The organism is Streptomyces sp. R41, assembly GCF_041053055.1.
Lineage (GTDB): Bacteria > Actinomycetota > Actinomycetes > Streptomycetales > Streptomycetaceae > Streptomyces.
Map to the genome: position 1 here is coordinate 4,429,216 of NZ_CP163443.1, position 20,228 is coordinate 4,449,443.

At 70.5% G+C, this 20,228-nt stretch carries 19 protein-coding genes; 8 read left to right on the forward strand and 11 right to left on the reverse strand.

Annotated elements, in window-relative coordinates:
- Positions 1-78: 78 nt before the first annotated feature.
- A complete protein-coding gene (locus AB5J53_RS20280) occupies positions 79-1,236 on the reverse strand; it encodes an acyl-CoA dehydrogenase (RefSeq protein WP_369247068.1) in 1,158 nt (385 codons plus the stop codon).
- 214 nt (positions 1,237-1,450) lie between these two features.
- Here AB5J53_RS20280 and AB5J53_RS20285 point away from each other — a divergent pair, with 214 nt between their 5' ends.
- The 4 genes from AB5J53_RS20285 to AB5J53_RS20300 all read left to right on the forward strand — a co-directional run bounded on the left by AB5J53_RS20285 (position 1,451) and on the right by AB5J53_RS20300 (position 5,659).
- Positions 1,451-2,794 (forward strand): UDP-glucose/GDP-mannose dehydrogenase family protein, encoded by a 1,344-nt coding sequence (locus tag AB5J53_RS20285; protein ID WP_369247069.1) that lies wholly within the window; start codon positions 1,451-1,453, stop codon positions 2,792-2,794.
- A gap of 437 nt (positions 2,795-3,231) precedes the next feature.
- Positions 3,232-4,356, forward strand: a complete 1,125-nt coding sequence (locus AB5J53_RS20290; protein WP_369247070.1) for an AI-2E family transporter — start codon at positions 3,232-3,234, stop codon at positions 4,354-4,356.
- A 99-nt stretch (positions 4,357-4,455) separates the two neighbouring features.
- The gene (locus tag AB5J53_RS20295) at positions 4,456-5,013 is read left to right on the forward strand and encodes a hypothetical protein (protein ID WP_369247071.1); all 558 of its coding nucleotides are present in this window, start codon (positions 4,456-4,458) and stop codon (positions 5,011-5,013) included.
- 31 nt (positions 5,014-5,044) lie between these two features.
- Complete coding sequence (locus tag AB5J53_RS20300) at positions 5,045-5,659, forward strand: hypothetical protein (protein ID WP_369247072.1); 615 nt, start codon at positions 5,045-5,047, stop codon at positions 5,657-5,659.
- A gap of 168 nt (positions 5,660-5,827) precedes the next feature.
- Here the strand turns inward: AB5J53_RS20300 and AB5J53_RS20305 are convergent, their stop codons facing one another.
- Positions 5,828-6,334 (reverse strand): CGNR zinc finger domain-containing protein, encoded by a 507-nt coding sequence (locus AB5J53_RS20305; RefSeq protein WP_369247073.1) that lies wholly within the window; start codon positions 6,332-6,334, stop codon positions 5,828-5,830.
- Between the two features lie 94 nt (positions 6,335-6,428).
- Between AB5J53_RS20305 and AB5J53_RS20310 the strand changes: the two genes are divergently transcribed.
- Both AB5J53_RS20310 and AB5J53_RS20315 read left to right on the forward strand, forming a co-directional pair.
- Entirely contained in the window at positions 6,429-6,788 is a 360-nt protein-coding gene (locus tag AB5J53_RS20310; RefSeq protein ID WP_369247074.1) for a VOC family protein, read from the forward strand.
- Positions 6,789-6,801: 13 nt separating this feature from the next.
- Positions 6,802-7,194 (forward strand): VOC family protein, encoded by a 393-nt coding sequence (locus AB5J53_RS20315; RefSeq protein ID WP_369247075.1) that lies wholly within the window; start codon positions 6,802-6,804, stop codon positions 7,192-7,194.
- Positions 7,195-7,274: 80 nt separating this feature from the next.
- Here AB5J53_RS20315 and AB5J53_RS20320 read toward each other — a convergent pair whose 3' ends face one another.
- From AB5J53_RS20320 to AB5J53_RS20335, 4 genes are all read right to left on the reverse strand, one after another.
- Positions 7,275-8,399 (reverse strand): dipeptidase, encoded by a 1,125-nt coding sequence (locus tag AB5J53_RS20320; protein WP_369247076.1) that lies wholly within the window; start codon positions 8,397-8,399, stop codon positions 7,275-7,277.
- Between the two features lie 125 nt (positions 8,400-8,524).
- Positions 8,525-9,703, reverse strand: coding sequence for a dipeptidase (locus AB5J53_RS20325; RefSeq protein WP_369247077.1), 1,179 nt, complete (start codon positions 9,701-9,703; stop codon positions 8,525-8,527).
- A gap of 5 nt (positions 9,704-9,708) precedes the next feature.
- Complete coding sequence (gene purE / locus AB5J53_RS20330; protein WP_369247078.1) at positions 9,709-10,233, reverse strand: 5-(carboxyamino)imidazole ribonucleotide mutase; 525 nt, start codon at positions 10,231-10,233, stop codon at positions 9,709-9,711.
- Positions 10,230-11,396 (reverse strand): 5-(carboxyamino)imidazole ribonucleotide synthase, encoded by a 1,167-nt coding sequence (locus AB5J53_RS20335; RefSeq protein ID WP_369247079.1) that lies wholly within the window; start codon positions 11,394-11,396, stop codon positions 10,230-10,232. Before AB5J53_RS20335 ends, purE begins: the two co-directional genes overlap by 4 nt.
- 186 nt (positions 11,397-11,582) lie before the next feature.
- On the opposite strand from AB5J53_RS20335, the gene AB5J53_RS20340 reads away from it, so the two are divergent.
- Positions 11,583-12,119 (forward strand): GtrA family protein, encoded by a 537-nt coding sequence (locus tag AB5J53_RS20340; protein WP_369247080.1) that lies wholly within the window; start codon positions 11,583-11,585, stop codon positions 12,117-12,119.
- A 208-nt stretch (positions 12,120-12,327) separates the two neighbouring features.
- On the opposite strand, the gene AB5J53_RS20345 is transcribed toward AB5J53_RS20340, so the two are convergent.
- Together AB5J53_RS20345 and AB5J53_RS20350 are read right to left on the reverse strand one after the other, a co-directional pair.
- Complete coding sequence (locus AB5J53_RS20345; protein ID WP_369247081.1) at positions 12,328-13,605, reverse strand: ATP-binding protein; 1,278 nt, start codon at positions 13,603-13,605, stop codon at positions 12,328-12,330.
- Positions 13,606-13,846: 241 nt separating this feature from the next.
- A complete protein-coding gene (locus tag AB5J53_RS20350; protein ID WP_018566970.1) occupies positions 13,847-14,524 on the reverse strand; it encodes a response regulator transcription factor in 678 nt (225 codons plus the stop codon).
- 491 nt (positions 14,525-15,015) lie between these two features.
- On the opposite strand from AB5J53_RS20350, the gene AB5J53_RS20355 reads away from it, so the two are divergent.
- A complete protein-coding gene (locus tag AB5J53_RS20355; RefSeq protein ID WP_369247082.1) occupies positions 15,016-16,521 on the forward strand; it encodes an oligopeptide:H+ symporter in 1,506 nt (501 codons plus the stop codon).
- A 244-nt stretch (positions 16,522-16,765) separates the two neighbouring features.
- Here the strand turns inward: AB5J53_RS20355 and AB5J53_RS20360 are convergent, their stop codons facing one another.
- The 3 genes from AB5J53_RS20360 to AB5J53_RS20370 form a co-directional block, all read right to left on the reverse strand.
- Positions 16,766-18,076: a hypothetical protein gene (locus AB5J53_RS20360; RefSeq protein ID WP_369252352.1), complete on the reverse strand. Its 1,311-nt coding sequence runs from the start codon at positions 18,074-18,076 to the stop codon at positions 16,766-16,768.
- A gap of 62 nt (positions 18,077-18,138) precedes the next feature.
- Entirely contained in the window at positions 18,139-19,233 is a 1,095-nt protein-coding gene (locus AB5J53_RS20365; RefSeq protein WP_369247083.1) for a hypothetical protein, read from the reverse strand.
- Complete coding sequence (locus tag AB5J53_RS20370) at positions 19,230-20,195, reverse strand: hypothetical protein (RefSeq protein ID WP_369247084.1); 966 nt, start codon at positions 20,193-20,195, stop codon at positions 19,230-19,232. Before AB5J53_RS20370 ends, AB5J53_RS20365 begins: the two co-directional genes overlap by 4 nt.
- Between the last annotated feature and the right edge of the window lie 33 nt (positions 20,196-20,228).

A 20,228-nucleotide genomic window follows, 5' to 3' on the forward strand; every position in this document is an offset into this window, starting at 1 on the left:
ACGAAGGACTGACCCGCACCGCAGGACAAGAGGGGCACCCCGGAGAGTGCCCCTCAAGTACCTTGCCCGCGGGGAGAGTTACGGGAGATTGCGGGCCATCACTATGCGCTGGACCTGGTTCGTGCCCTCGTAGATCTGGGTGATCTTGGCGTCGCGCATCATGCGCTCGACCGGGTAGTCGCGGGTGTAGCCGTAGCCGCCGAGGAGCTGGACCGCGTCCGTCGTGACCTCCATGGCCACGTCCGAGGCGAAGCACTTGGCCGCCGCGCCCTGGAAGGTGAGGTCGGCGTCGCCGCGCTCGGACTTCGCCGCCGCCGCGTACGTCAGCTGGCGGGCCGCCTCGATCTTCATGGCCATGTCGGCGAGCATGAACTGGATGCCCTGGAAGTCGCCGATCGGCTTGCCGAACTGCTTGCGCTCCTGGACGTAGCCCTTGGCGTAGTCGAGGGCGCCCTGGGCGATACCGAGGGCCTGGGCGGCGATCGTGATGCGGGTGTGGTCCAGGGTCTTCATCGCGGTGGCGAAGCCCGTGCCCTCCTCGCCGATCATGCGGTCCGCGGGGATGCGGACGTTGTCCAGGTAGACCTCGCGCGTGGGGCTGCCCTTGATGCCGAGCTTCTTCTCCGGGGCGCCGAAGGAGACACCCTCGTCCGACTTCTCGACGACGAACGCCGAGATGCCCTTCGAGCGCTTCGTCGGGTCCGTCACGGCCATGACCGTGTAGTACTCGGACACGCCCGCGTTCGTGATCCAGCGCTTCACGCCGTTCAGGACGTAGGAGTCTCCGTCGCGGACCGCCTTCGTCTTCATGCCCGCCGCATCCGAGCCGGCGTCCGGCTCGGAGAGGCAGTACGAGAACATCCCGTCGCCCTTGGCCAGGGGCGTCATGTACTTCTTCTTCAGATCCTCGGAGCCCGAGAGGATCACGGGGAGCGAGCCCAGCTTGTTCACTGCGGGGATCAGGGAGGAGGACGCGCAGACCCGCGCCACCTCCTCGATCACGATCACCGTGGCCAGCGCGTCGGCGCCCGAGCCGCCGTACGTCTCCGGTACGTGCACCGCGTGCAGGTCGGAGGAGACCAGGGCGTCCAGGGCCTCCTGGGGGAAACGGGCTTCCTCGTCCACCGCTGCGGCGTACGGCGCGATTTTCGCCTCGGCCAGCGAACGGATCGCGTCCCGGAGCATGTCGTGCTCCTCGGACGGGCGGTACAGGTCGAAATCAGCCGATCCGGCCAAGGTCTCTCACGCTCCAAGGGATGCTGTGATGGTGGCGCTAACTACCGTTAAGTAACCCAAATTTTAGGGGTACGCCCACCCGAGTGATACGTGAGCTTGGCGACAAAGGGAAAAGCACGGAAAAGACGCGGCGAGAACTGCCCGGTGAGGGCGCCCGACAGGCCCCGACTATGCTCGGGCACCGCACCCACGGCCGTAAACCCCAGGAGCATCCATGGCCCTCAAGATCACCGTGATCGGCACCGGCTATCTCGGCGCCACGCACGCCGCCGCCATGGCCGAGCTCGGTTTCGAGGTGCTCGGCCTCGATGTGGTGCCGGAGAAGATCGAGATGCTTCAGCGGGGCGAAGTACCGATGTACGAGCCCGGGCTCGAGGAGCTGCTGCGCAAGCATGTGGCCGGCATCGAGGGGTCCACCGGACGGCTGCGCTTCACCATGGACTGGGCCGAGGTCGGGGAATTCGGCGACGTCCACTTCGTCTGCGTGAATACGCCGCAGAAGCACGGCGAGTACGCCTGCGACATGTCGTACGTCGACACGGCCTTCGAGTCGCTCGCGCCGCATCTGCACGGCCCCGCCCTCGTCGTCGGCAAGTCCACCGTGCCGGTCGGCTCCGCGGAGCGGCTGGCCGCCCGGCTCGCCGAGCTCTCGCCCGCCGGTGAGGACGCCGAGCTCGCCTGGAACCCGGAGTTCCTGCGCGAGGGTTTCGCCGTGAACGACACGCTGCACCCCGACCGGATCGTCGTGGGCGTGCGCAGCGAGCGCGCCGAGAAGCTGCTGCGCGAGGTGTACACGACGCCTGTCGCCGAGGGCTCGCCGTTCGTGGTGACCGACTTCCCGACCGCCGAGCTGGTGAAGACCTCCGCGAACTCCTTCCTCGCCACCAAGATCTCCTTCATCAACGCCATGGCCGAGGTCTGCGAGGCCGCCGGCGGCGATGTCGCCAAGCTGGCGGAGGCCATCGGGCACGACGACCGGATCGGCAAGAAGTTCCTGCGGGCCGGGATCGGCTTCGGCGGCGGCTGTCTGCCCAAGGACATCCGTGCCTTCATGGCGCGGGCCGGCGAGCTGGGCGCCGATCAGGCGCTCACCTTCCTGCGGGAGATCGACTCCATCAACATGCGCCAGCGCGGCCAGATGGTGGAGCTGGCCCGGGAGGCGCTCGGCGGCGGTTCCTTCCTCGGCAAGCGGGTCGCCGTGCTCGGCGCGACCTTCAAGCCGGACTCGGACGACGTACGGGACTCGCCCGCGCTGAACGTCGCCGGGCAGATCCACCTCCAGGGCGGCCAGGTCACCGTCTACGACCCGAAGGGCATGGCGAACGCGCGGCGCCTGTTCCCGACGCTCGGGTACGCCGACTCGGCCGTCGAGGCCGTGCGCGGCGCCGACGTCGTACTGCACCTGACGGAGTGGCGCGAGTTCCGTGAGCTGGACCCGGCGGTGCTCGGCGAGGCGGCCTCGGCCCGGGTGCTCCTGGACGGACGCAACGCCCTCGACCCCGAGGTGTGGCGCCGGGCCGGGTGGACGTACCGGGCGATGGGGCGACCCACCGCGTAGGCACCGGCTTCACCGCTCAGACGCCCGCCCTGCCACTTAGGTCCGGCCGCTCCACCGGCATACGGCCGGTGCCCGTCCGGCACTCCCGCCATCCCGTCGCCGATCGGCATCCCGTCGCCGATCGGCCGACTCCAGGGGGCCGGATGGCGTACGGCCAGGGGTCCCCGACTCGCCCGACTCCTCGTACCGCACCACGCTGTCCCTGACGCCCCTTGTGTTCGAAGGTGCCCCTTTCGGGAACGCGTAGCAGCGTGATCCCGCCGACGGGAGGCGGTGACACACAGGTGAGCGACGGATCGCGTCGATCCCGCCGACGGCCGGAGTGGCCCAGCGCGGGTCGCGGCGCGGGTCCCGGCGCGGATCCCGGCCCCGGTCGCGGCGGGCGACGGATGCGGTTCATCGTGCTGGGCAGCCGGCCCGCCCGTGGGGTGGGGGCGGTGGCGCGGGCACGTACGGCCGGGACGGCGATGCGGCGCGCCGGGAACCGCGACAGCGTGGCCGCGACCGTGGGCCACGGGCTGCGGGTGGCCGCGGCGTACGCATGGCGGCTGCTGGTGCTCGGGGTGGCCGTGTACGCGGCCTTCACGATCCTGGGGCGGTTGCAGCTGGTCGCGGTGGCGTTGTTCCTCGCGCTGGTCGTGACCTCGGTGCTGCGTCCGTTGGCCAATCTGCTGGCGCGGTGGCTGCCGAGGGCCGCGGCGGTCGCGATGAGCGTCGTGGGAAGCCTGGTGCTGGTGCTGGGTCTGCTGGCGCTGATCGGAAGTCTGGTGGCGGGAGAGTCGGGCAAGCTGGGAAAGGAGTTCTCCGGGGGCATCGGGCGGATCGAACGGTGGCTGGAGGGCTCCCCCTTCCACGTGAGCCATGCGGTGGTGTCGGATCTCCAGGGCAAGTTGGCCACGTACATCGCGGAGCACCGTTCCCTGCTGATCAGCAGTGCGCTCAGCGGCGCCGGGCGGCTGGTGGAGGTGCTCACCACCGGGGTGCTCGCGCTGTTCTGCTCCCTGTTCTTCATTCATTCCGGGGACAAGTTCTGGCACTGGTTCCAGGAGTTGCTGCCGGAGGGCGCGCGGGACCCGTGGGCGCGCACGGGACGGGCGGCATGGCGCACGTTCGCCGGGTACACGCGGGGCATCATCATCGTCGCGGCCACCAACGCCGTACTGGTCGGGATCGCCCTGTTCGCGCTGCGGGTGCCGCTGGCCCTGCCGCTGACGCTGCTGGAGTTCTTCCTCGCCTTCATCCCTCTGGTGGGCTCGCCCATCGCGCTGGCGGTGGCCACGGTCGTCGCCCTGGCCTCGCGGGGACCGGTCGTCGCGATCGCGGTGCTCGCCCTGATCGTCGTCATCGGCCAGCTCGAAGGCCACGTGCTGCACCCGCTGGTGCTGAGTTGGGCGGTCCGGCTGCACCCCGTGGTGGTGGCCGTGTCCGTCATCGCCGGCGGCATCCTGGCCGGCGTGATCGGCGCGGTCGTGGCCGTCCCGATGGTGTCGGTCGCCTGGTCCGTGATCGGCGAGCTGCGCGCCCCACTCGAGCCGGCCGAGCCCGGACGGCCACCGGGGTGAGGGCGTTCCCCGTATTTCGTTCTTTCGTTTTAGTCGAATAGTCGGGGGAATTCGGCATCAATAAGGGCATATCGCGCCCCCGTAAGGAGGTTCCGCCCGATGTCGACAGGGACACTTCTGGCGATCATCATCACCATCGTGGTGGTGATTGCCCTGGCCGCCGTGGCGGCTTCGCTGTTCGTACGCCGCCGGAAGCTGCGCGAGCGCTTCGGTCCGGAGTACGAGCGGACGGTGGAGGACGCCGACAGCCGCATGGCCGGCGAACGCGAGCTCAAGGCCCGCGAGAAGCGGCACGACTCGCTGGACATCAAGCCGCTGGACAGCAGCGTCAGGGATCGGTACGCCCGGGGCTGGACCAGCGTGCAGGAAGACTTCGTGGACCATCCGGAGGGCGCCGTGCACGACGCGGACCGCCTGGTGACCTCCCTGATGGACGAACGCGGCTATCCGACCCAGGGCTTCGAGCAGCAGCTCAAGGACCTCTCGGTCGAGCACGGCCGCACGCTGGAGCACTACCGGGCCGCCCATGAGGTGGACGAGCTCAGCGTTCGGCACCAGGCGACCACGGAGCAACTGCGGGGCGCCATGGTGCACTACCGCGCCCTCTTCGAAGAACTGCTCTCCGATGGAGGCCAAGCCCGCCACGCCCGGGCCTGAACGGCTCGGCGAACGCAGGAACGGAGAAGTGATGCAACGCCAAGACACACCGGACACCGCCACCGAGAGCGGCCTGTCCACCGACGACATCGCCCAGCCTCGCGACCCGAGGACGGACGATACGGACGACACGGCGAAGTCGCGGTCCGAAGTGCCGACCTTCCCTGGCGAGGGCACGACCTTGGCCGACGAGTCCGCCGAACGCGAGGGCGAGAAAGCCGAGTCCGGCCGCCCGGCCGAGGACGTGGAAGCCGACGCCGGCCCGCCGGCCGAGGACACGGAAGCCGACGCCGGCCCCGCGCCCGAGGCCGAGGCCGCCGACGACTCCGGCACCCGGGACGAGGCCCGCGGCTCGGACGCGCGGGCCGAGGACGAGATGCCCCAACTCCTCACCGAGGAGGACCAGGAAGGGTTCCGCACGCGCTGGCAGGAGGTGCAGAGCAAGTTCGTCGACGACCCGCGCGACGCCGTGCACACCGCCGACGCCCTGGTCGCGGACGTGATGCAGACGCTCGCCGCCACCTTCGCCGATCACAAACAGGAACTGGAGGGACAGTGGAATCGGGGCGAGCGGGCGGACACCGAGGACCTGCGCCTGGCACTGCGCCATTACCGTTCGTTCTTCAACCGTCTGCTGGTCACGTGACGCGGCGCGGCGACGCGCACGGACGACATCGGTCCGGCCGAGGCTCAGTCGGCCGAACACGTACGGACGACGCCGGTCCGGCCGAGGCTCAGTCGGCCGGACCGGCGCCTCTTGCATTCTGCCCCACTTCGCCGTGCGTCGAGCGGTGACCGCCCCACTCCCGCCGCCCTACGAATCCTTGGCGCGGTACCGCCGCATCTTCGCGCGCGCGCCGCACACCGACATCGAGCACCAGCGGCCCCGGCCGGCCGGGCTGCGGTCGTAGTACGCCCAGTGACACTCGGGCAGTTCGCAGGCCTTGAGGCGGAGCCAGGTACCCGCCGTGAGCGCCTCCGCCACGGCCGCCGCGACACGGGAGAGCAGCGGGCCCGCGTCGGCCGGGGCGAGGGCCGCCGAGCCGTCCCGCTCGTCGACCGCCACGTACAGCGGCGCCCGCGCCAGCAGCTCGCCCAGGGGCGTCACCTCACGGTGCGGGGCATGACCGGCGTGCGCCAGACACACGGCCCGCAGGGATTCGCGCAGTTCTCGTACGTCGGCCACGTCCCGCTCCGCGACGCCGAACGCGGCGCGTCCCTCGGCCGTGTCCAGCGTGTCGGCGCCCGACTCCAGGTCCACGGTGTTCACCAGGGCCTCCACGAGGGCCAGCCCCCCGGGCGCGGGCGATCTCTCACTCATGCTTGCGACGTTACCTCCAATGCGGGAGCATGCAGTAACCGCCGTTACCGCTTGAAGCGGTCTACCGGTAACACATCCGCACTAGGAGGAAGTCATGGCTCTCGCCAGACTGGGTGTCGTCGTCCTGGACTGTCCCGACCCGAGCGCGCTCGCCGGGTTCTACGCCGAGGTGCTGGGCGGCACCGTCGAGGGCGAGGGAGACTGGGTGGACCTGAAGGTGCCCGGCGGGCAGTCGCTGGCCTTCCAGGCGGCACCGGAGCACGTACCGCCGAAGTGGCCCGCGCCCGACGACTCGCAGCAGTTCCATCTGGACCTGACCGTCGACGACCTGGACACGGCCGAGAAGGGGGTGCTGGCGCTCGGGGCGAAGCCGCTGGACGCGGAGGACCGCTCGCGGGGCTGGCGGGTCTACTCGGATCCGGCCGGGCACCCGTTCTGTCTCTGCGCCTGCTGACCCTGGAGGACTCATGCCGGCTGTGGCACGTTTTCGTTCCGTCGTGATCGACTGCCCCGACCCGCGCGCGCTCGCCGACTTCTACGCCCGGGTGGGCGGCGGTACGCCCCGGGCCGAGGACGACGACTGGGTCGTGCTCCGGATTCCGGACGGGCCGCGGCTGGCGTTCCAGCGGGCGGACGGCCACACCCCGCCGGAGTGGCCACGGGCCGACCGGAACTCCCAGCAGTTCCACATCGACTTCGACGCCGGGTCCACCTGGGCGGAGGTCGACGCGGCCCACGAGAAGGTGCTGGCGCTGGGTGCGCGACCGCTGGACCTGGAGGACCGGGAGAAGAAGGACTTCCAGGTGTATGCCGATCCGGCGGGGCATCCGTTCTGCCTCTGCCGGATCGAGCACGCGTGATCGAGCACGCGTGATCGACCACCCGCAATGGACCGCCTGTATCGGGCCACCCGTAACGGTCGGCCGTCCCCGACGGTCGGCTATCCGTCCAGCTCGGCGATCTTCGCCGTCGACGGCTCGCGGCGCTGTTGGGCGGCGCGGGCCGTGAAGTCCGCGCTGCGCAGCACCCGCTGGACATTGCCCCGGGTGAGCAGCGCGAGATCGGTCTCGGACCAGCCGCGGGAGAACAGCTCGGCGACCAGGTTCGGGTAGCAGGACGCGTCGGCCAGGTCCTGCGGGTGGGCGGCTCCGGAGTCGTACGTCCCCGAGAGGCCGACGCACTCCGCCCCCGCGAGGGTGCGGACGTGGTCGAGGTGGTCGGCGACGTCCCGTACGGAGGGGCCGGTCTGCTCGGCCGTGAGCGGGACGAGGCACAGGCCCTTGGCGGCACCCAGTTCGACGAGGACGTCGTCGGGGAGATTGGCCGGATGGGGGCGCAGCGCCCAGGCGGCGGAGCGGATGAACAGGACCGGGGCCTTGGAGACCGCGAAGGCACGGCTGATCGTGGCGTTCGAGGTGCCGGAGAGGTCGGCGAGCACGCCCAGGCGGTTCATCTCGCGCAGCACCTCTTCGCCGAACCGGGTCAGGCCCGCCTCGCTCGCCCAGGAGACGCCCGCGAGGGTGAGGATGCGCACGCCGAGCGCGTGCAGGGCGCGCAGGATGCCGAGCGAGTCACCGAGCGCGTCGGCACCGGCGGGGCCGAGCAGGACGGCGACACGGCCGCAGTGCTGGGCATCGGTGATCTCGGCGGCGCTGTACGCCATGCGCAGGCCCTCGGGGTGGTCGTGGACCACCGTCTTCACCAGGTCCAGCTGCTCCAGGGTGGCGCCGACGGCCCGCTCCCCGGCGAGCCCGTCGGGCAGGTGCAGCGACCAGAACAGCGCGCCCACATGCCCTTCCCGCAGCCGCGGCACATCCGTGTCCACGGCGCTCTCGCCCATCTCCAGGTCGTACCAGGGCAGGTGGCGCAGCGCCCAGGGCAGACCGTTGTAGCCGTCGACGACCGGGTGACCGGCGAGGAAGGCATGGGCCCGCTCCAGCGGGTCCGTGTCCGTCCCCGGACGGGTCTCCGTGATGTCCAGGGACTCCGCCTCGGGCCAGGCAACGGGCTGGTCGAGCTCTCCCACCTCGGCGGTGGCGCGCAGTTCGTCCTGCAGGTCTGCCATGACGGGCTCCGTGGGGTGGACGGTGATCGCAATACCGCCACCGTGGCACGGAGCCCGCGGGGCTTCCTGGTGGGCGGGGCGTTTGGGGGTACGTCCCACCCACCGGGCATACCGCCCTGGGGCACTCAGCCGTCCAGCTGCTCCAGCGTCGCGTTCGACGGGCCCCGCTTCGCCCGGAGGTCGCGGGCCACGTCCTCGGCGGCGCCCAGCACCCGTACGGCGTTCTGCCAGGTCAGCTTGGCCACATCGGTGGATGACCAGCCGCGGTCCAGCAGCTCGGCGATCAGGTTCGGGTAGCCGGAGACGTCGTCCAGGCCGTCCGGGGTGAACGCCGTGCCGTCGTAGTCGCCACCGATGCCGACATGGTCGATGCCGGCCACCTCACGCATGTGGTCGAGGTGGTCGGCGACCGTCGCCACCGTGGCGACAGGGCGCGGGTTCGACTCCTCGAAGGCGCGGTGGACCTTCATGGCCTCGGGGGTGGTGTCGAGGTGGTGGAAGCCGTTCGCGCGCATGTTCTCGTCGGCCGCGGCCGTCCAGTCGACCGCCGCCTGGAGAACGAACTTCGGTACGAACGTCACCATCGCCACTCCCCCGTTGGCGGGCAGCCGCTCCAGGACGTCGTCCGGGATGTTGCGCGGGTGGTCGCACACCGCGCGCGAGGAGGAGTGGGAGAAGATCACCGGCGCGACGGAGGTGTCCAGCGCGTCGCGCATCGTCGTCGCGGCCACGTGCGAGAGGTCCACGAGCATGCCCTCGCGGTTCATCTCCCGTACGACCTCACGGCCGAAGGCCGACAGACCGCCCACGGCGGGGACGTCGGTGGCCGAGTCCGCCCACGCGATGTTGTCGTTGTGCGTGAGGGTCATGTAGCGGACGCCCAGCGCGTACAGCCCCCGCAGTACGCCGAGGGAGTTGTCTATCGAGTGGCCGCCCTCCGCGCCCATCAGCGAGGCGATACGGCCCTCCGCGCGTGCCGCCTCCATGTCGGCGGCCGTCAGCGCGGCGCGCAGGTCCGACGGGTGACGGTCGATCAACTGCCGTACGCAGTCGATCTGTTCGAGCGTCGCCGTGACCGCGCCGGGCAGGTCCGAGCGGACGTACACCGACCAGTACTGGGCGCCCACGCCGCCCGCGCGCAGCCGGGCGAGGTCCGTGTGCAGGTGCGCGCTCTGGTCGGCGGCGATGTCGCGGGCGCCGAGGTCGTAGCGGACCTGCTCGCGCAGCGCCCAGGGGAGGTCGTTGTGGCCGTCGACGACGGGGAAGTCGGCCAGGAGTGCGCGGGCCTTGTCGAGGGACGACATGCGCGTCACTTCCCGAAGCCGAAGCCGTTGCCCGCGCCCTCGACCTTGGAGCGCAGCCGCTTGCCCTTCTCGGTGGCCTGGTCGTTCAGTTCCTGCTGGAACTCCCGCATCCGGCCGAGGAGTTCCTCGTCGTGCGCGGCGAGCATGCGGGCCGCCAGCAGGCCCGCGTTGCGCGCGCCGGCGACCGAGACGGTCGCGACCGGGACACCGGCCGGCATCTGCACGATCGACAGCAGGCTGTCCATGCCGTCGAGGTACTTCAGCGGGACCGGCACGCCGATGACGGGCAGCGGGGTGACCGAGGCGAGCATGCCGGGCAGGTGGGCGGCGCCGCCCGCGCCGGCGATGATCGCCTTGAGCCCGCGCTCGGCGGCCTGCTCGCCGTACGCGATCATCTCGCGCGGCATGCGGTGCGCGGAGACGACGTCGACCTCGTACTCGATCTCGAACTCGTCGAGGGCCTGCGCGGCGGCTTCCATGACGGGCCAGTCGGAGTCGGACCCCATGACGATGCCTACAACTGGGCTCATTCGGTGATCGTGCCTCTCAGGTAACCGGCTGCGTGGCGGGCACGCTCAAGGACGTCTTGAAGGTCGTCGCCGTAGGTGTTGACGTGACCGACCTTGCGGCCGGGCTTCACGTCCTTGCCGTACATGTGGATCTTCAGCTGGGGGTCACGGGCCATGCAGTGCAGGTACGCGGAGTACATGTCCGGGTAGTCGCCGCCGAGGACGTTCGCCATGACCGTCCACTTGGCGCGCGGGCGCGGGTCGCCGAGGGGGAGGTCGAGGACCGCACGGACGTGGTTGGCGAACTGGGAGGTGATCGCGCCGTCCTGGGTCCAGTGGCCCGAGTTGTGCGGGCGCATGGCCAGTTCGTTGACGAGGATGCGGCCGTCCGCCGTCTCGAAGAGCTCGACGGCCAGGTGGCCGACCACGCCGAGTTCCTTGGCGATGCGCAGGGCGAGTTCCTCGGCCTGGAGGGCCAGCCCCTCGGCTATGCCGGGCGCCGGGGCGATCACCGTGTCGCAGACGCCGTCGACCTGCTGGGACTCGACGACGGGGTACGCGACCGCCTGGCCGTGCGGGGAGCGGACGACGTTCGCCGCGAGTTCCCGTACGAAGTCGACCTTCTCCTCGGCGAGGACGGGGACGCCGGCGCGGAAGGGCTCGGCCAGAGCCGGGTCCTCCGCGGAGCGGATGAACCACACGCCCTTGCCGTCGTAGCCGCCGCGGACGGTCTTCAGGATGACCGGGAAGCCGTCGCCCTCGTCGCCTGCGGCGAGGCCTTCCGCCGCGAACGCGGCGGCGTCGTCGACGTCGCTCACGATGCGGTGCCGTGGGCACGGCACGCCGATGGCGTCGAGCTTCGCGCGCATCACGCCCTTGTCCTGGGCGTGCACGAGCGCGTCGGGCCCAGGGCGGACGGGGATACCGTCCGCCTCCAGGGCGCGCAGGTGCTCGGTGGGTACGTGTTCGTGATCGAAGGTGATCACGTCGCAGCCCCGCGCGAAGTCACGCAGCGTGTCGAGGTCGCGATAGTCGCCGATGACGACATCGCTGACGACCTGCGCCGCGGAATCCTGAGGGGTGTCACTGAGGAGCTTGAACTTGATGCCGAGCGGGATGCCCGCCTCGTGTGTCATACGAGCGAGCTGCCCCCCGCCGACCATGCCGACTACCGGGAACGTCACGCTCCAAGAGTATCGGCCGCGCCAAGGTGGCCGATTTCCGCGCCTGTGCACCGCAATTTCCGAGCCGGTGACCGCCTGTTTTCTTACCTGTGAGCCCGTCCACAGGCGTCGGAGAGGGCCGCTGGTTAGCATGGCTGGGTTGACGTATTCGACCGACGTATCCCACCGACGGGGGCTGGCGACACCATGGGCAGTGCTTCCTCGGGGTCTCGTGCGAGGCCTCGCAGCGCGGTTCGCCGCCGGTTCGACCAGCTCTTCCGGGAGGTCGCCAAGTTCGGGGCGGTCGGCGGGGCGGGGCTGCTCGTCAACCTGCTCGTGTTCAACCTGGTACGCCATGTCACCGGGCTGCAGGTCGTGCGGGCCAGTGTCATCGCCACGGTCGTCGCGATCGTCTTCAACTACATCGGGTTCCGCTACTTCACCTACCGGGACCGCGACAAGGGTGGCCGCACCAAGGAGCTGACGCTCTTCCTGCTGTTCAGCGTGGTGGGGCTGGTCATCGAGAACGGCGTGCTGTACGCGGCGACGTACGGGTTCGGCTGGGACACCCCGCTGCAGAGCAACGTCTTCAAGTTCCTCGGCATCGGGATCGCGACGCTGTTCCGGTTCTGGTCGTACCGCACGTGGGTGTTCCGGGCGCTGCCGGCACGGGAGGCTGTGGCCAGTGCGGAATCGTTCCTTGACGCGCGGACGGAGCCTCGGCCCCGGGCCAAGGTGAACTGAGCGGTTCGCCCGCTCCACACCCACCGGGGCGGCGGCTGCGGCTCGCCCTGAGCGCCCGAGGTTCGGCTCTGCCGGGCGGGCCTGGGCTGGGCCAGGCTTGAGCGTCGTGCGGTGGGCTCTGGAGGGCAGGCCGGGGCTGAGCCTGGGTTCGTCGGGTTGCCTGCCGAGGTCGGGGCTGGGGCTCGTCGCCGGACCGGGTCGGGTGGAGTCACCTGACCGTGGGCTCGTCTTCCTCCGGTGCCGGGGGCCTCTTCAGTGGGGTGCGGGAGAGGAACAGGCCGAAGACCGGCGGCTGGGCCTGGAGCATCTCCAGGCGGCCCCCGTCGGCCTCCGCGAGGTCGCGGGCGACGGCGAGACCGATCCCCGTGGAGTTGCGGCCGCTGATCGTGCGCTCGAAGATGCGGGCGCCCAGGTCGGTGGGGACGCCGGGGCCCTCGTCCGTGACCTCGACAACGGCCTGGTTGCCGGTCACGCGGGTGCGCAGGGCGACGGTGCCGCCGCCGTGCATGAGGGAGTTCTCGATCAGCGCCGCCAGGACCTGCGCGACCGCGCCCGGCGTGCCGACCGCCCGCAGGTGCCGCTTGCCCGAGCTGACGATGGCGCGGCCCGCGCTGCGGTAGGCCGGGCGCCACTCCTCCAACTGCTGCTTGATGACCTCGTCGAGGTCGAAGGAGACCGCGGAGCCGGTCCGCGGATCGCGGGCATTGGTGAGCAGGCGTTCGACGACGTCCGTGAGGCGCTCGACCTGCGTCAACGCGATCGTCGCCTCCTCCTTCACCGTGTCCGGGTCGTCGGTGAGCGTGATCTCCTCCAGACGCATGGAGAGCGCCGTGAGGGGCGTACGGAGCTGGTGGGAGGCGTCGGCGGCGAGCCGGCGCTCGGCGGTGAGCATCCGCGCGATGCGCTCCGCGCTGCCGTCCAGGACGTCGGCGACGCGGTCCAGCTCGGGGACGCCGTATCGCTTGTGGCGGGGGCGCGGGTCGCCCGAACCGAGGCGTTCTGCGGTTTCCGCGAGGTCGGTGAGCGGGGAGGCCAGGCGGTTGGCCTGGCGTACGGCGAGGAGCACGGCGGCGACGATCGCGAGCAGCGCGACGGCGCCGATGATCAGGAGCGTACGGCCGACTTCGCGGGTCACCGACGAGCGCGGCTCCTCGACCGTGACCGTCTCGCCCTCCTCGCCCTTGGCGGTGGAGTGGATGACGTCGCCGGCGGGCTCGGTGCCGATCTCGATGGGCGGTCGGCCGGGGATCCTGATCACGGCGTAGCGCTCGTCCGTGACCTGGTTCTTGAAGACCTCCGCGGTGATGTTCTCGTCGCCGAGGATGCGGCTGTCCACGATGCTGGCAAGGCGCAGGGCCTCGGAGTCCACGCGCTCCTGGGCGCTGTTGCTGATCGTGCGGGTCTCGACGATGACGAGCGATACGCCGAAGACGGCGATCACCACGAGCACGACGGCGAGCGTGGACTGGATGAGACGGCGACGCACGGGGCCCTCCGGGCGGGATTGCTTACGCGGACCAGTGTGCCTTGACGTTGCGCTGAGGGGGTTCTTCGCCCCCTCCGCCCCTACCCTCCCCCACTCTCGGCTTCGCTCGAGCGGGGGGGACCCCCATCATCCCTGGGGACTGCCGCCCACAGACCCCCGCTTCGGCCTCGACGGCCTCGTCCTCGAACGCCGGACGGGCTGAAGACTGCCCGCCGGGACTGAGAGATCAGCCCCGGCCGGCTCAGCTCTTCTCGAAGCGGAAGCCCACACCCCGTACCGTCGCGATGTATCGAGGATTCGCCGCGTCGTCGCCCAGCTTCTTGCGGAGCCAGGAGATGTGCATGTCGAGGGTCTTGGTGGACGACCACCACGTGGTGTCCCAGACCTCGCGCATGAGCTGGTCACGGGTGACGACGCGTCCGGCGTCACGGACGAGGACCCTCAGCAGGTCGAACTCCTTGGCCGTGAGCTGGAGTTCCTCGTCGCCCATCCACGCGCGGTGCGACTCGACGTCGATGCGCACCCCGTGCGTGGCGGGCGGCTGCTGCGGCTCGGCGGCGCCGCGCCGCAGCAGCGCCCGTACCCGGGCGAGGAGTTCGGCGAGCCGGAACGGCTTGGTGACGTAGTCGTCGGCGCCCGCGTCGAGACCGACGACGGTGTCCACCTCGTCGGCGCGCGCGGTCAGGATGAGGATCGGGACGGTGTGGCCCTCGGCGCGCAGCCGGCGGGCCACTTCCAGGCCGTCCATGCCGGGCAGGCCCAGGTCCAGAACGACCAGGTCGACGCCGCCCTGCATTCCGGCGTCGAGCGCGGTGGGTCCGTCCTCGCGCACCTCGACCTCGTAACCTTCCCGGCGCAGTGCGCGGGCCAGCGGCTCCGAGATGGACGCGTCGTCCTCGGCGAGCAGTACACGGGTCATGGGGTGATGGTAGTCCGCCACGGACGACAGCTGTGGGGTGATCGGCCTCCGTGATTCACACCCGCCACCAGTGTGATTCTTACCTGCGGCTGTGGGATGCGATCCTGGTGAGCACCTTCGAATGGGTGTCCGCGGTTCCATGATCGCCTGTGATCCATGTCTCAAGTCCTTCCATATGCGGCATTGGCATGTCGTATGGTGACCAGACGCCTGTAGCACCACACGGGGACCTTTGGCGAGAGTTTGATGCTGAAGGTCTCTTTTGTGTGCGGGCTGGTGTTCGCCAGCCTTGAAAGGAATGACCTGTGGCCGGGCCCGAGCGCGCTGACGCGTGAAGGGCGTGGATCCCGGTGGTCGCCGTCCGCCGCTTCGCGATCCGGAGCGGACCTCCCCGTGGGCGTGGGGGTGGACGTCGAATCCGCCGGTGCCGGCCGCCCCCACCGGGCGCGCAACCCCCTCTTTCAGCGCGTCCCGAGCAGCAAGGAACGACCATGGCGTCCAGCCTGACGAAGGACTCGGTTCCCCCGGCCCCAACGGGTACCTCCGGTTCCGAGAAGACCTTCTTCGGCCACCCCCGCGGACTGGCCACTCTCTTCATGACCGAGATGTGGGAGCGATTCTCCTACTACGGCATGAAGGCACTGCTCCCGCTGTACCTGGTGGCACCGGGCGGCCTGCACCTGAGCGCGGCCTCCGCGACCGCGATCTACTCGGTGTACCTCTCGCTCGTCTACCTGCTCGCCCTGCCGGGCGGCTGGTTCGCCGACCGTGTTCTCGGCCCCCGCAAGACGGTCGCCGTCGCGGGTCTGATCATCATGCTGGGCCACCTCACGCTGGCTCTGCCCTCGTCCGGCACCTTCTACGGCGGCCTCGGTCTCGTCGCGATCGGTTCCGGTCTGCTGAAGGCCAACATCTCCACGATGGTCGGCCACCTCTACGACGGCCCGGACGACCCGCGCCGTGACGGTGGCTTCACGCTCTTCTACATCGGCATCAACCTGGGTGCCTTCGCCGCGCCGCTGATCATCGGCACCGTCGGTGAGAACGTGAACTGGCACCTGGGCTTCGCGCTCGCCGCGCTCGGCATGGCCCTCGGCCTCGCCCAGTACCTGCTCGGCGGCCGTCACCTCAGCGCCCGCTCGCACGAGGTCCCCACGCCGCTGTCCGCCGAGGAGAAGGCCGCGACGCTGCGCAAGTCCGCGATGTGGGCCGCCGTCGCCGTCGTCTTCTACGCGATCGTCGGCTTCTCCGGTCACTACACGCTGAACTGGCTGCTGGTCCCGATCACGCTCGCCGGTCTGATCATCCCGATCATGGTCATCGGCCGCATCAAGCGGGACAAGGACCTGGACCGCGCCGACCAGTCGAAGATGTCCGCGTACATCTGGTTCTTCGTCGCCGCGGCCGTCTTCTGGATGATCTACGACCAGGGCGGCTCGACGATGTCGATCTTCGCCGACTCGTCCGCCGAGAACACCATCTTCGGCTGGGAGTTCCCGGTCTCCTGGTACCAGTCCGTCAACCCGGTCATGATCATGGCGCTCGCCCCGGTCTTCGCCTGGGCGTGGCTGGCGCTCAACAAGCGCGGCAAGGAGCCGAGCACGGCCACGAAGTTCGCGTCGGGTCTGATCCTGATCGGCGCGTCCTTCTTCCTCTTCCTCGCTCCGCTGACGATCGCCCAGGACGGCCACAAGGCCGCCGCGATGTGGCTGGTCGCCATCTACTTCGTGCAGACCGTCGGTGAGCTGACGCTCTCTCCGGTCGGCCTCTCCGTCACCACGAAGATGGCCCCCGCGAAGTACGCCTCCCAGATGATGGGTGTCTGGTTCCTGGCCGTCACCGCCGGTGACGCCACGACCGGTCTGCTCTCCATCGCCGAGGTCGACCTCAACAAGACGGGCATCGTCGCTCTGGAGGCCACGCTCGCCGTGGTCGCCGGTGTCGCGGTGTGGATGTACCGCAAGAAGGTCAAGCAGCTCATGGGCGACGTCCACTGACGTACGCGTAGCGCTTGTCCATACGAAGGGCCCCGCACCACTCGGTGCGGGGCCCTTCGGCGGCTGGGGTGGGGTTTGTTTCGCCCCCTCCGCCCCTGCCCGTTCCCGTCCCCCGGGGGCTGCGCCCCCAGACCCCCCCTAAAAGATCGCGCAGTTCCCCGCGCCCCTGAGAAGGGGCGCGGGGAACTGCGCGACAAGCGCCCACGGGCAGGGGCGGAGGGGGCGAAGAAACCCCCGAGCGAGTTCAGCGCAGGCGCCGCCCCGGTAGGAACGTGAAGACCGCTCCGCCGAGCAGGATCACGGTCCCCGCGACCAGCCCGAGGGCCTTCAGCGCCCCATGGCTGTCGGAGCCCGTCTCCGCGAGACCCCCGCTGGACGACGTACCGCCCGAGCCGGAGGAGCCGCCCCCCGACGCGCCGCTCGCCTGTTCCGTGGTGTCCAGGGTCAGGGAGACCTCCGTCTTGGACGGGGTGCACGTCGTGGTCGTGCCCAGGGCCTTCACGGTCAGGACGCCCGGGGAGAGGGTCGAACTGCCGCTCGCGCCGGGCTTGTAGGTGCCCGTGAGGTCGGGGATCTCGATCGGGTCGCCCGACTTGATCTCCTTGGCGTTGGTCGGGCCCTCGACATGGACCGTGCCCTTGTCGGAGCCGCCCAGCACGACCTCCATCGACGGCTTGACCGAGTCCGCGGGGATGTCGGCCGGGCTGTCCATGACGGACTTCTTGAACTGGACGGTGAGGTCGAAACTCCCGCCGTTCTTCTTGGCGTTGATCTGCACGGGGGACGTGGCGCTCTTGTCGCCGATGGGCGTCTTGCACTCGTAGGGGATGGAGACTTCCTTGCCGGTGAAGTCCGTCTGACCGCCGCTGTCCCCTCCGCTGGAGCCGCCGCCCGTGTCGCTTCCGCCGGTGCCCCCGGTGTCGCTCGCGCTCGGCGAAGGCGTCCCGGAGCCGGTGGGCAGCTCCGTCGGCAGCGTGGGCAGCCCCGTCGGCAGGGTCGGTGTCCCCGTCGGAAGTCCGCCCGTCGTACCGCCCGAACTCCCTCCGCTCCCCGTCACCTTGATCGTCGCCGCGGACTGCACCGTCTCCTTGGGAGTGCACTTCGTGTCGGTGGACACCGGTTTGCTGACGTTGATGTTGTACGCGTCCGGGGTCAGCGTGACGTCACCCGCCGCCGTCAGCTTCAGCTTGCCCGTCATGTCGGACAGCTTCATGTCGCTGTTCTTGGGGATCGCCGGGTTCGACCGGGGCCCCTCCATGGCGATGTCCGCCGTCTGCGCACCGCCCGCCTTCAGCGTGCCCGTCGGCTTGACCGTGTCCTTCTCCAGGTCGATGACGTCGGGATTCTTGGACGCCGCCTGGACGAACTTCCAGGTGATGGTGACCTCGTCGCCCACCTTCGCCTCGGCCGGCGCGGTGATCTCCACCTTCGTCGTGCCCTCGACCGGGGGGAGCCCGGAGATCGAGGGCGGAACGCACTCCGTCTTGTACGCCACCTCGGCGGCCTGCGCCGGGGCCGCGGCCACACCCAGCAGGATGCCCGCGCCGCCGAGCATCAGCGCGACCCCGGCCGCGCTCACTCTGCGTCCGGCCGTCGGTACCACTCTCCGTTGCGTGCTCACGTATTTCCCTTCGTCGTCGGGCTGTTCTCTTGCGGTGCGGAGAGCTGACCGTTCGCCGTGGTGCCCGGATCGCTGTCCGGCGTGAACCACGGCAGGGCCGGGGTCGTGGAGGTCTTCGACGACACCGGCGCGGGGGCCGGTGGCGGGCTCGACTTCGGTATGCGGAAGGAAAGTTCGGGCAGGCGCAGACCCCGGTGCCGACCCCCGCGCCCGTTCGACCTGCGCGGCCGCACCCGGTCCACCACGGCCATCCCGATGCGGAACACCGCCCCAGGTACGACCACGCAGAGCAGGATCCAGAAGAGGGTCACGCCCCAGGGGCGGCCCACGCCCCACGGCTGCTCGGCGAGCACCTTTCCGCCGTACTTCAGGGAGACGGTGTAGTCGCCGTGCGCACCGGCGGACAGTTCGACCGGGAGTGTGATCTGCGCCTTCCTGCCGGGCGCGATCGTGCCGCGCCATTGCTGTTCCTCCCACTGCGGGGCGAACACCCCGTGGGAGGTGCCGACCTGGAAGACCGGGTTCTTCACGGGGGCGGTGCCGACGTTGCCGACGGTGAAGACGAGCTTGCGGGAGGGGGGTGAGCCGAACCAGGTGAGCAGGCCGCTCGACCCGTCGAGCCGGGTGTCCGTCAGCACCGAGAGCCGGCCGCCGCTCTCCTCCTTCGGCAGCGGCTCGACCGAGTGTCCGGCCACCATGAAGATGGCGTCGGCGTCCGCCTTCTCCCCCGTGACCGTGGCGACGTGCACCACGCACGGACACGGCTTGGGCGGCTCGGTGACCGGCAGCCGCTTGCTGAAGTTGCCCTTCGCGTCGGTGGTGACGGCCCGGCCGTCGGCGTTGGCACAGGAGTTGGTGCCGCCGATCACGCCCCGGGACGGCACGGACTGCCCGCAGATCAGCATCATCAGCAAGGTCTTGGGCCGCCATCCGCTGCCGGTCACCGTGATCGAACCACCCGTCCCCGCCTGGGACTCGGACAGCTTCACACTCGGTTTCCCGTCGGCGGACACAGCGGCCGTCCCCGCCAGCGGGACCAGGACGAGCGCGAGCACCGCCCCCAGCGCCGCCATCCGCACCTTGACGCTCACGACACCGCTCCCGTCAACTCGACTTCCGTACGCGGCTCTTCCTCACGCGCCTCGCCGCCCGGCCCACGACGCCTGTGTCGCCGCACGACCAGCCAGGCACCCACCACCGCCACGAGTCCGCACCCGGCCCCGGCGACCGCGCCCCACGGCACGAAGCGCGCCGACGCGGAAGCCGTGTCGCGCGCCCCGCCCGCCGCCGTCACCGTCAGCCGCACGTCGACCGCGTCCAGCGCCGGGGTGTCCGGCCACGGCTCGCTGAGCGTGACGCGGCGGCCCGGCAGGAGTTCGAGGGGCAGAGTGCGCGGGGCGCGGTCGAGGAGCTCGCCGAAGACGCCGTCGGCGTGCACCGCGAGTCTCGGGGTGAGGACGGTGGTGCCTCGGTTGACCAGCTCGTACAAGATCCGGTCGGCGTGCACGGCGACGTGCTCGACGGTGAGCGCCGACAACGTCGGTCCATTCACCCGCAGTTGGACCCGGGCCGCCGAGGACCGCCCACCGCCGCTCGCGACGATCGCACCGGGGTGGTCCCCGGGCGCCGCGCCCGCCGGGACGCTCAGGGTGAACGGCACATCGGCGCGAGTGTGCGCGGGAACCCGTACGGACAGCTCGCGCACCGCCGTCCGGCGGCCGTCCGTCTCCCGCGCGAAGCCGATCCACGCGCCCGTGTCCGTCGACCTCTTCCGTACGGTGAAGCCGCCGCCCTTGGTGTTGTCGGCGTCCGCGCCGCGCAGCCGCACGGTGAGCGGCTTCGCGCCCGGGTTGAGCACCGACACGGCGTCCTGCAGGACCGTGCCGGGCGCGCCCTCCGCGTAGACGTACGGCCGCCCGTCCGCCGTATCCGCTGTACTCGCGGACGGCACGACGGACCAGCCGTCGTCGGCCAGGGCCAGGGGCACCGGTACCGTGATCGACAACACCAAGGTCAGGCCCAGCACGCGGGCAGCGGAGAGTGCGTACGGCATCGAGCGGCTCCCATGTACAGGGGCGGCGCGCAG

What these genes read in the sequence shown, in the direction of transcription:
- AB5J53_RS20370 (WP_369247084.1), bottom strand. Translation starts at nt 20,195, where the DNA reads ATGCCGTACGCACTCTCCGCTGCCCGCGTGCTGGGCCTGACCTTGGTG.
- AB5J53_RS20350 (WP_018566970.1), bottom strand. Translation starts at nt 14,524, where the DNA reads ATGACCCGTGTACTGCTCGCCGAGGACGACGCGTCCATCTCGGAGCCG.
- AB5J53_RS20340 (WP_369247080.1), top strand. Translation starts at nt 11,583, where the DNA reads ATGGGCAGTGCTTCCTCGGGGTCTCGTGCGAGGCCTCGCAGCGCGGTT.
- AB5J53_RS20295 (WP_369247071.1), top strand. Translation starts at nt 4,456, where the DNA reads ATGTCGACAGGGACACTTCTGGCGATCATCATCACCATCGTGGTGGTG.
- AB5J53_RS20315 (WP_369247075.1), top strand. Translation starts at nt 6,802, where the DNA reads ATGCCGGCTGTGGCACGTTTTCGTTCCGTCGTGATCGACTGCCCCGAC.
- AB5J53_RS20310 (WP_369247074.1), top strand. Translation starts at nt 6,429, where the DNA reads ATGGCTCTCGCCAGACTGGGTGTCGTCGTCCTGGACTGTCCCGACCCG.
- AB5J53_RS20300 (WP_369247072.1), top strand. Translation starts at nt 5,045, where the DNA reads ATGCAACGCCAAGACACACCGGACACCGCCACCGAGAGCGGCCTGTCC.
- AB5J53_RS20360 (WP_369252352.1), bottom strand. Translation starts at nt 18,076, where the DNA reads ATGCTCGGCGGCGCGGGCATCCTGCTGGGTGTGGCCGCGGCCCCGGCG.
- AB5J53_RS20285 (WP_369247069.1), top strand. Translation starts at nt 1,451, where the DNA reads ATGGCCCTCAAGATCACCGTGATCGGCACCGGCTATCTCGGCGCCACG.
- AB5J53_RS20305 (WP_369247073.1), bottom strand. Translation starts at nt 6,334, where the DNA reads ATGAGTGAGAGATCGCCCGCGCCCGGGGGGCTGGCCCTCGTGGAGGCC.
- AB5J53_RS20320 (WP_369247076.1), bottom strand. Translation starts at nt 8,399, where the DNA reads ATGGCAGACCTGCAGGACGAACTGCGCGCCACCGCCGAGGTGGGAGAG.
- purE (WP_369247078.1), bottom strand. Translation starts at nt 10,233, where the DNA reads ATGAGCCCAGTTGTAGGCATCGTCATGGGGTCCGACTCCGACTGGCCC.
- AB5J53_RS20325 (WP_369247077.1), bottom strand. Translation starts at nt 9,703, where the DNA reads ATGTCGTCCCTCGACAAGGCCCGCGCACTCCTGGCCGACTTCCCCGTC.
- AB5J53_RS20355 (WP_369247082.1), top strand. Translation starts at nt 15,016, where the DNA reads ATGGCGTCCAGCCTGACGAAGGACTCGGTTCCCCCGGCCCCAACGGGT.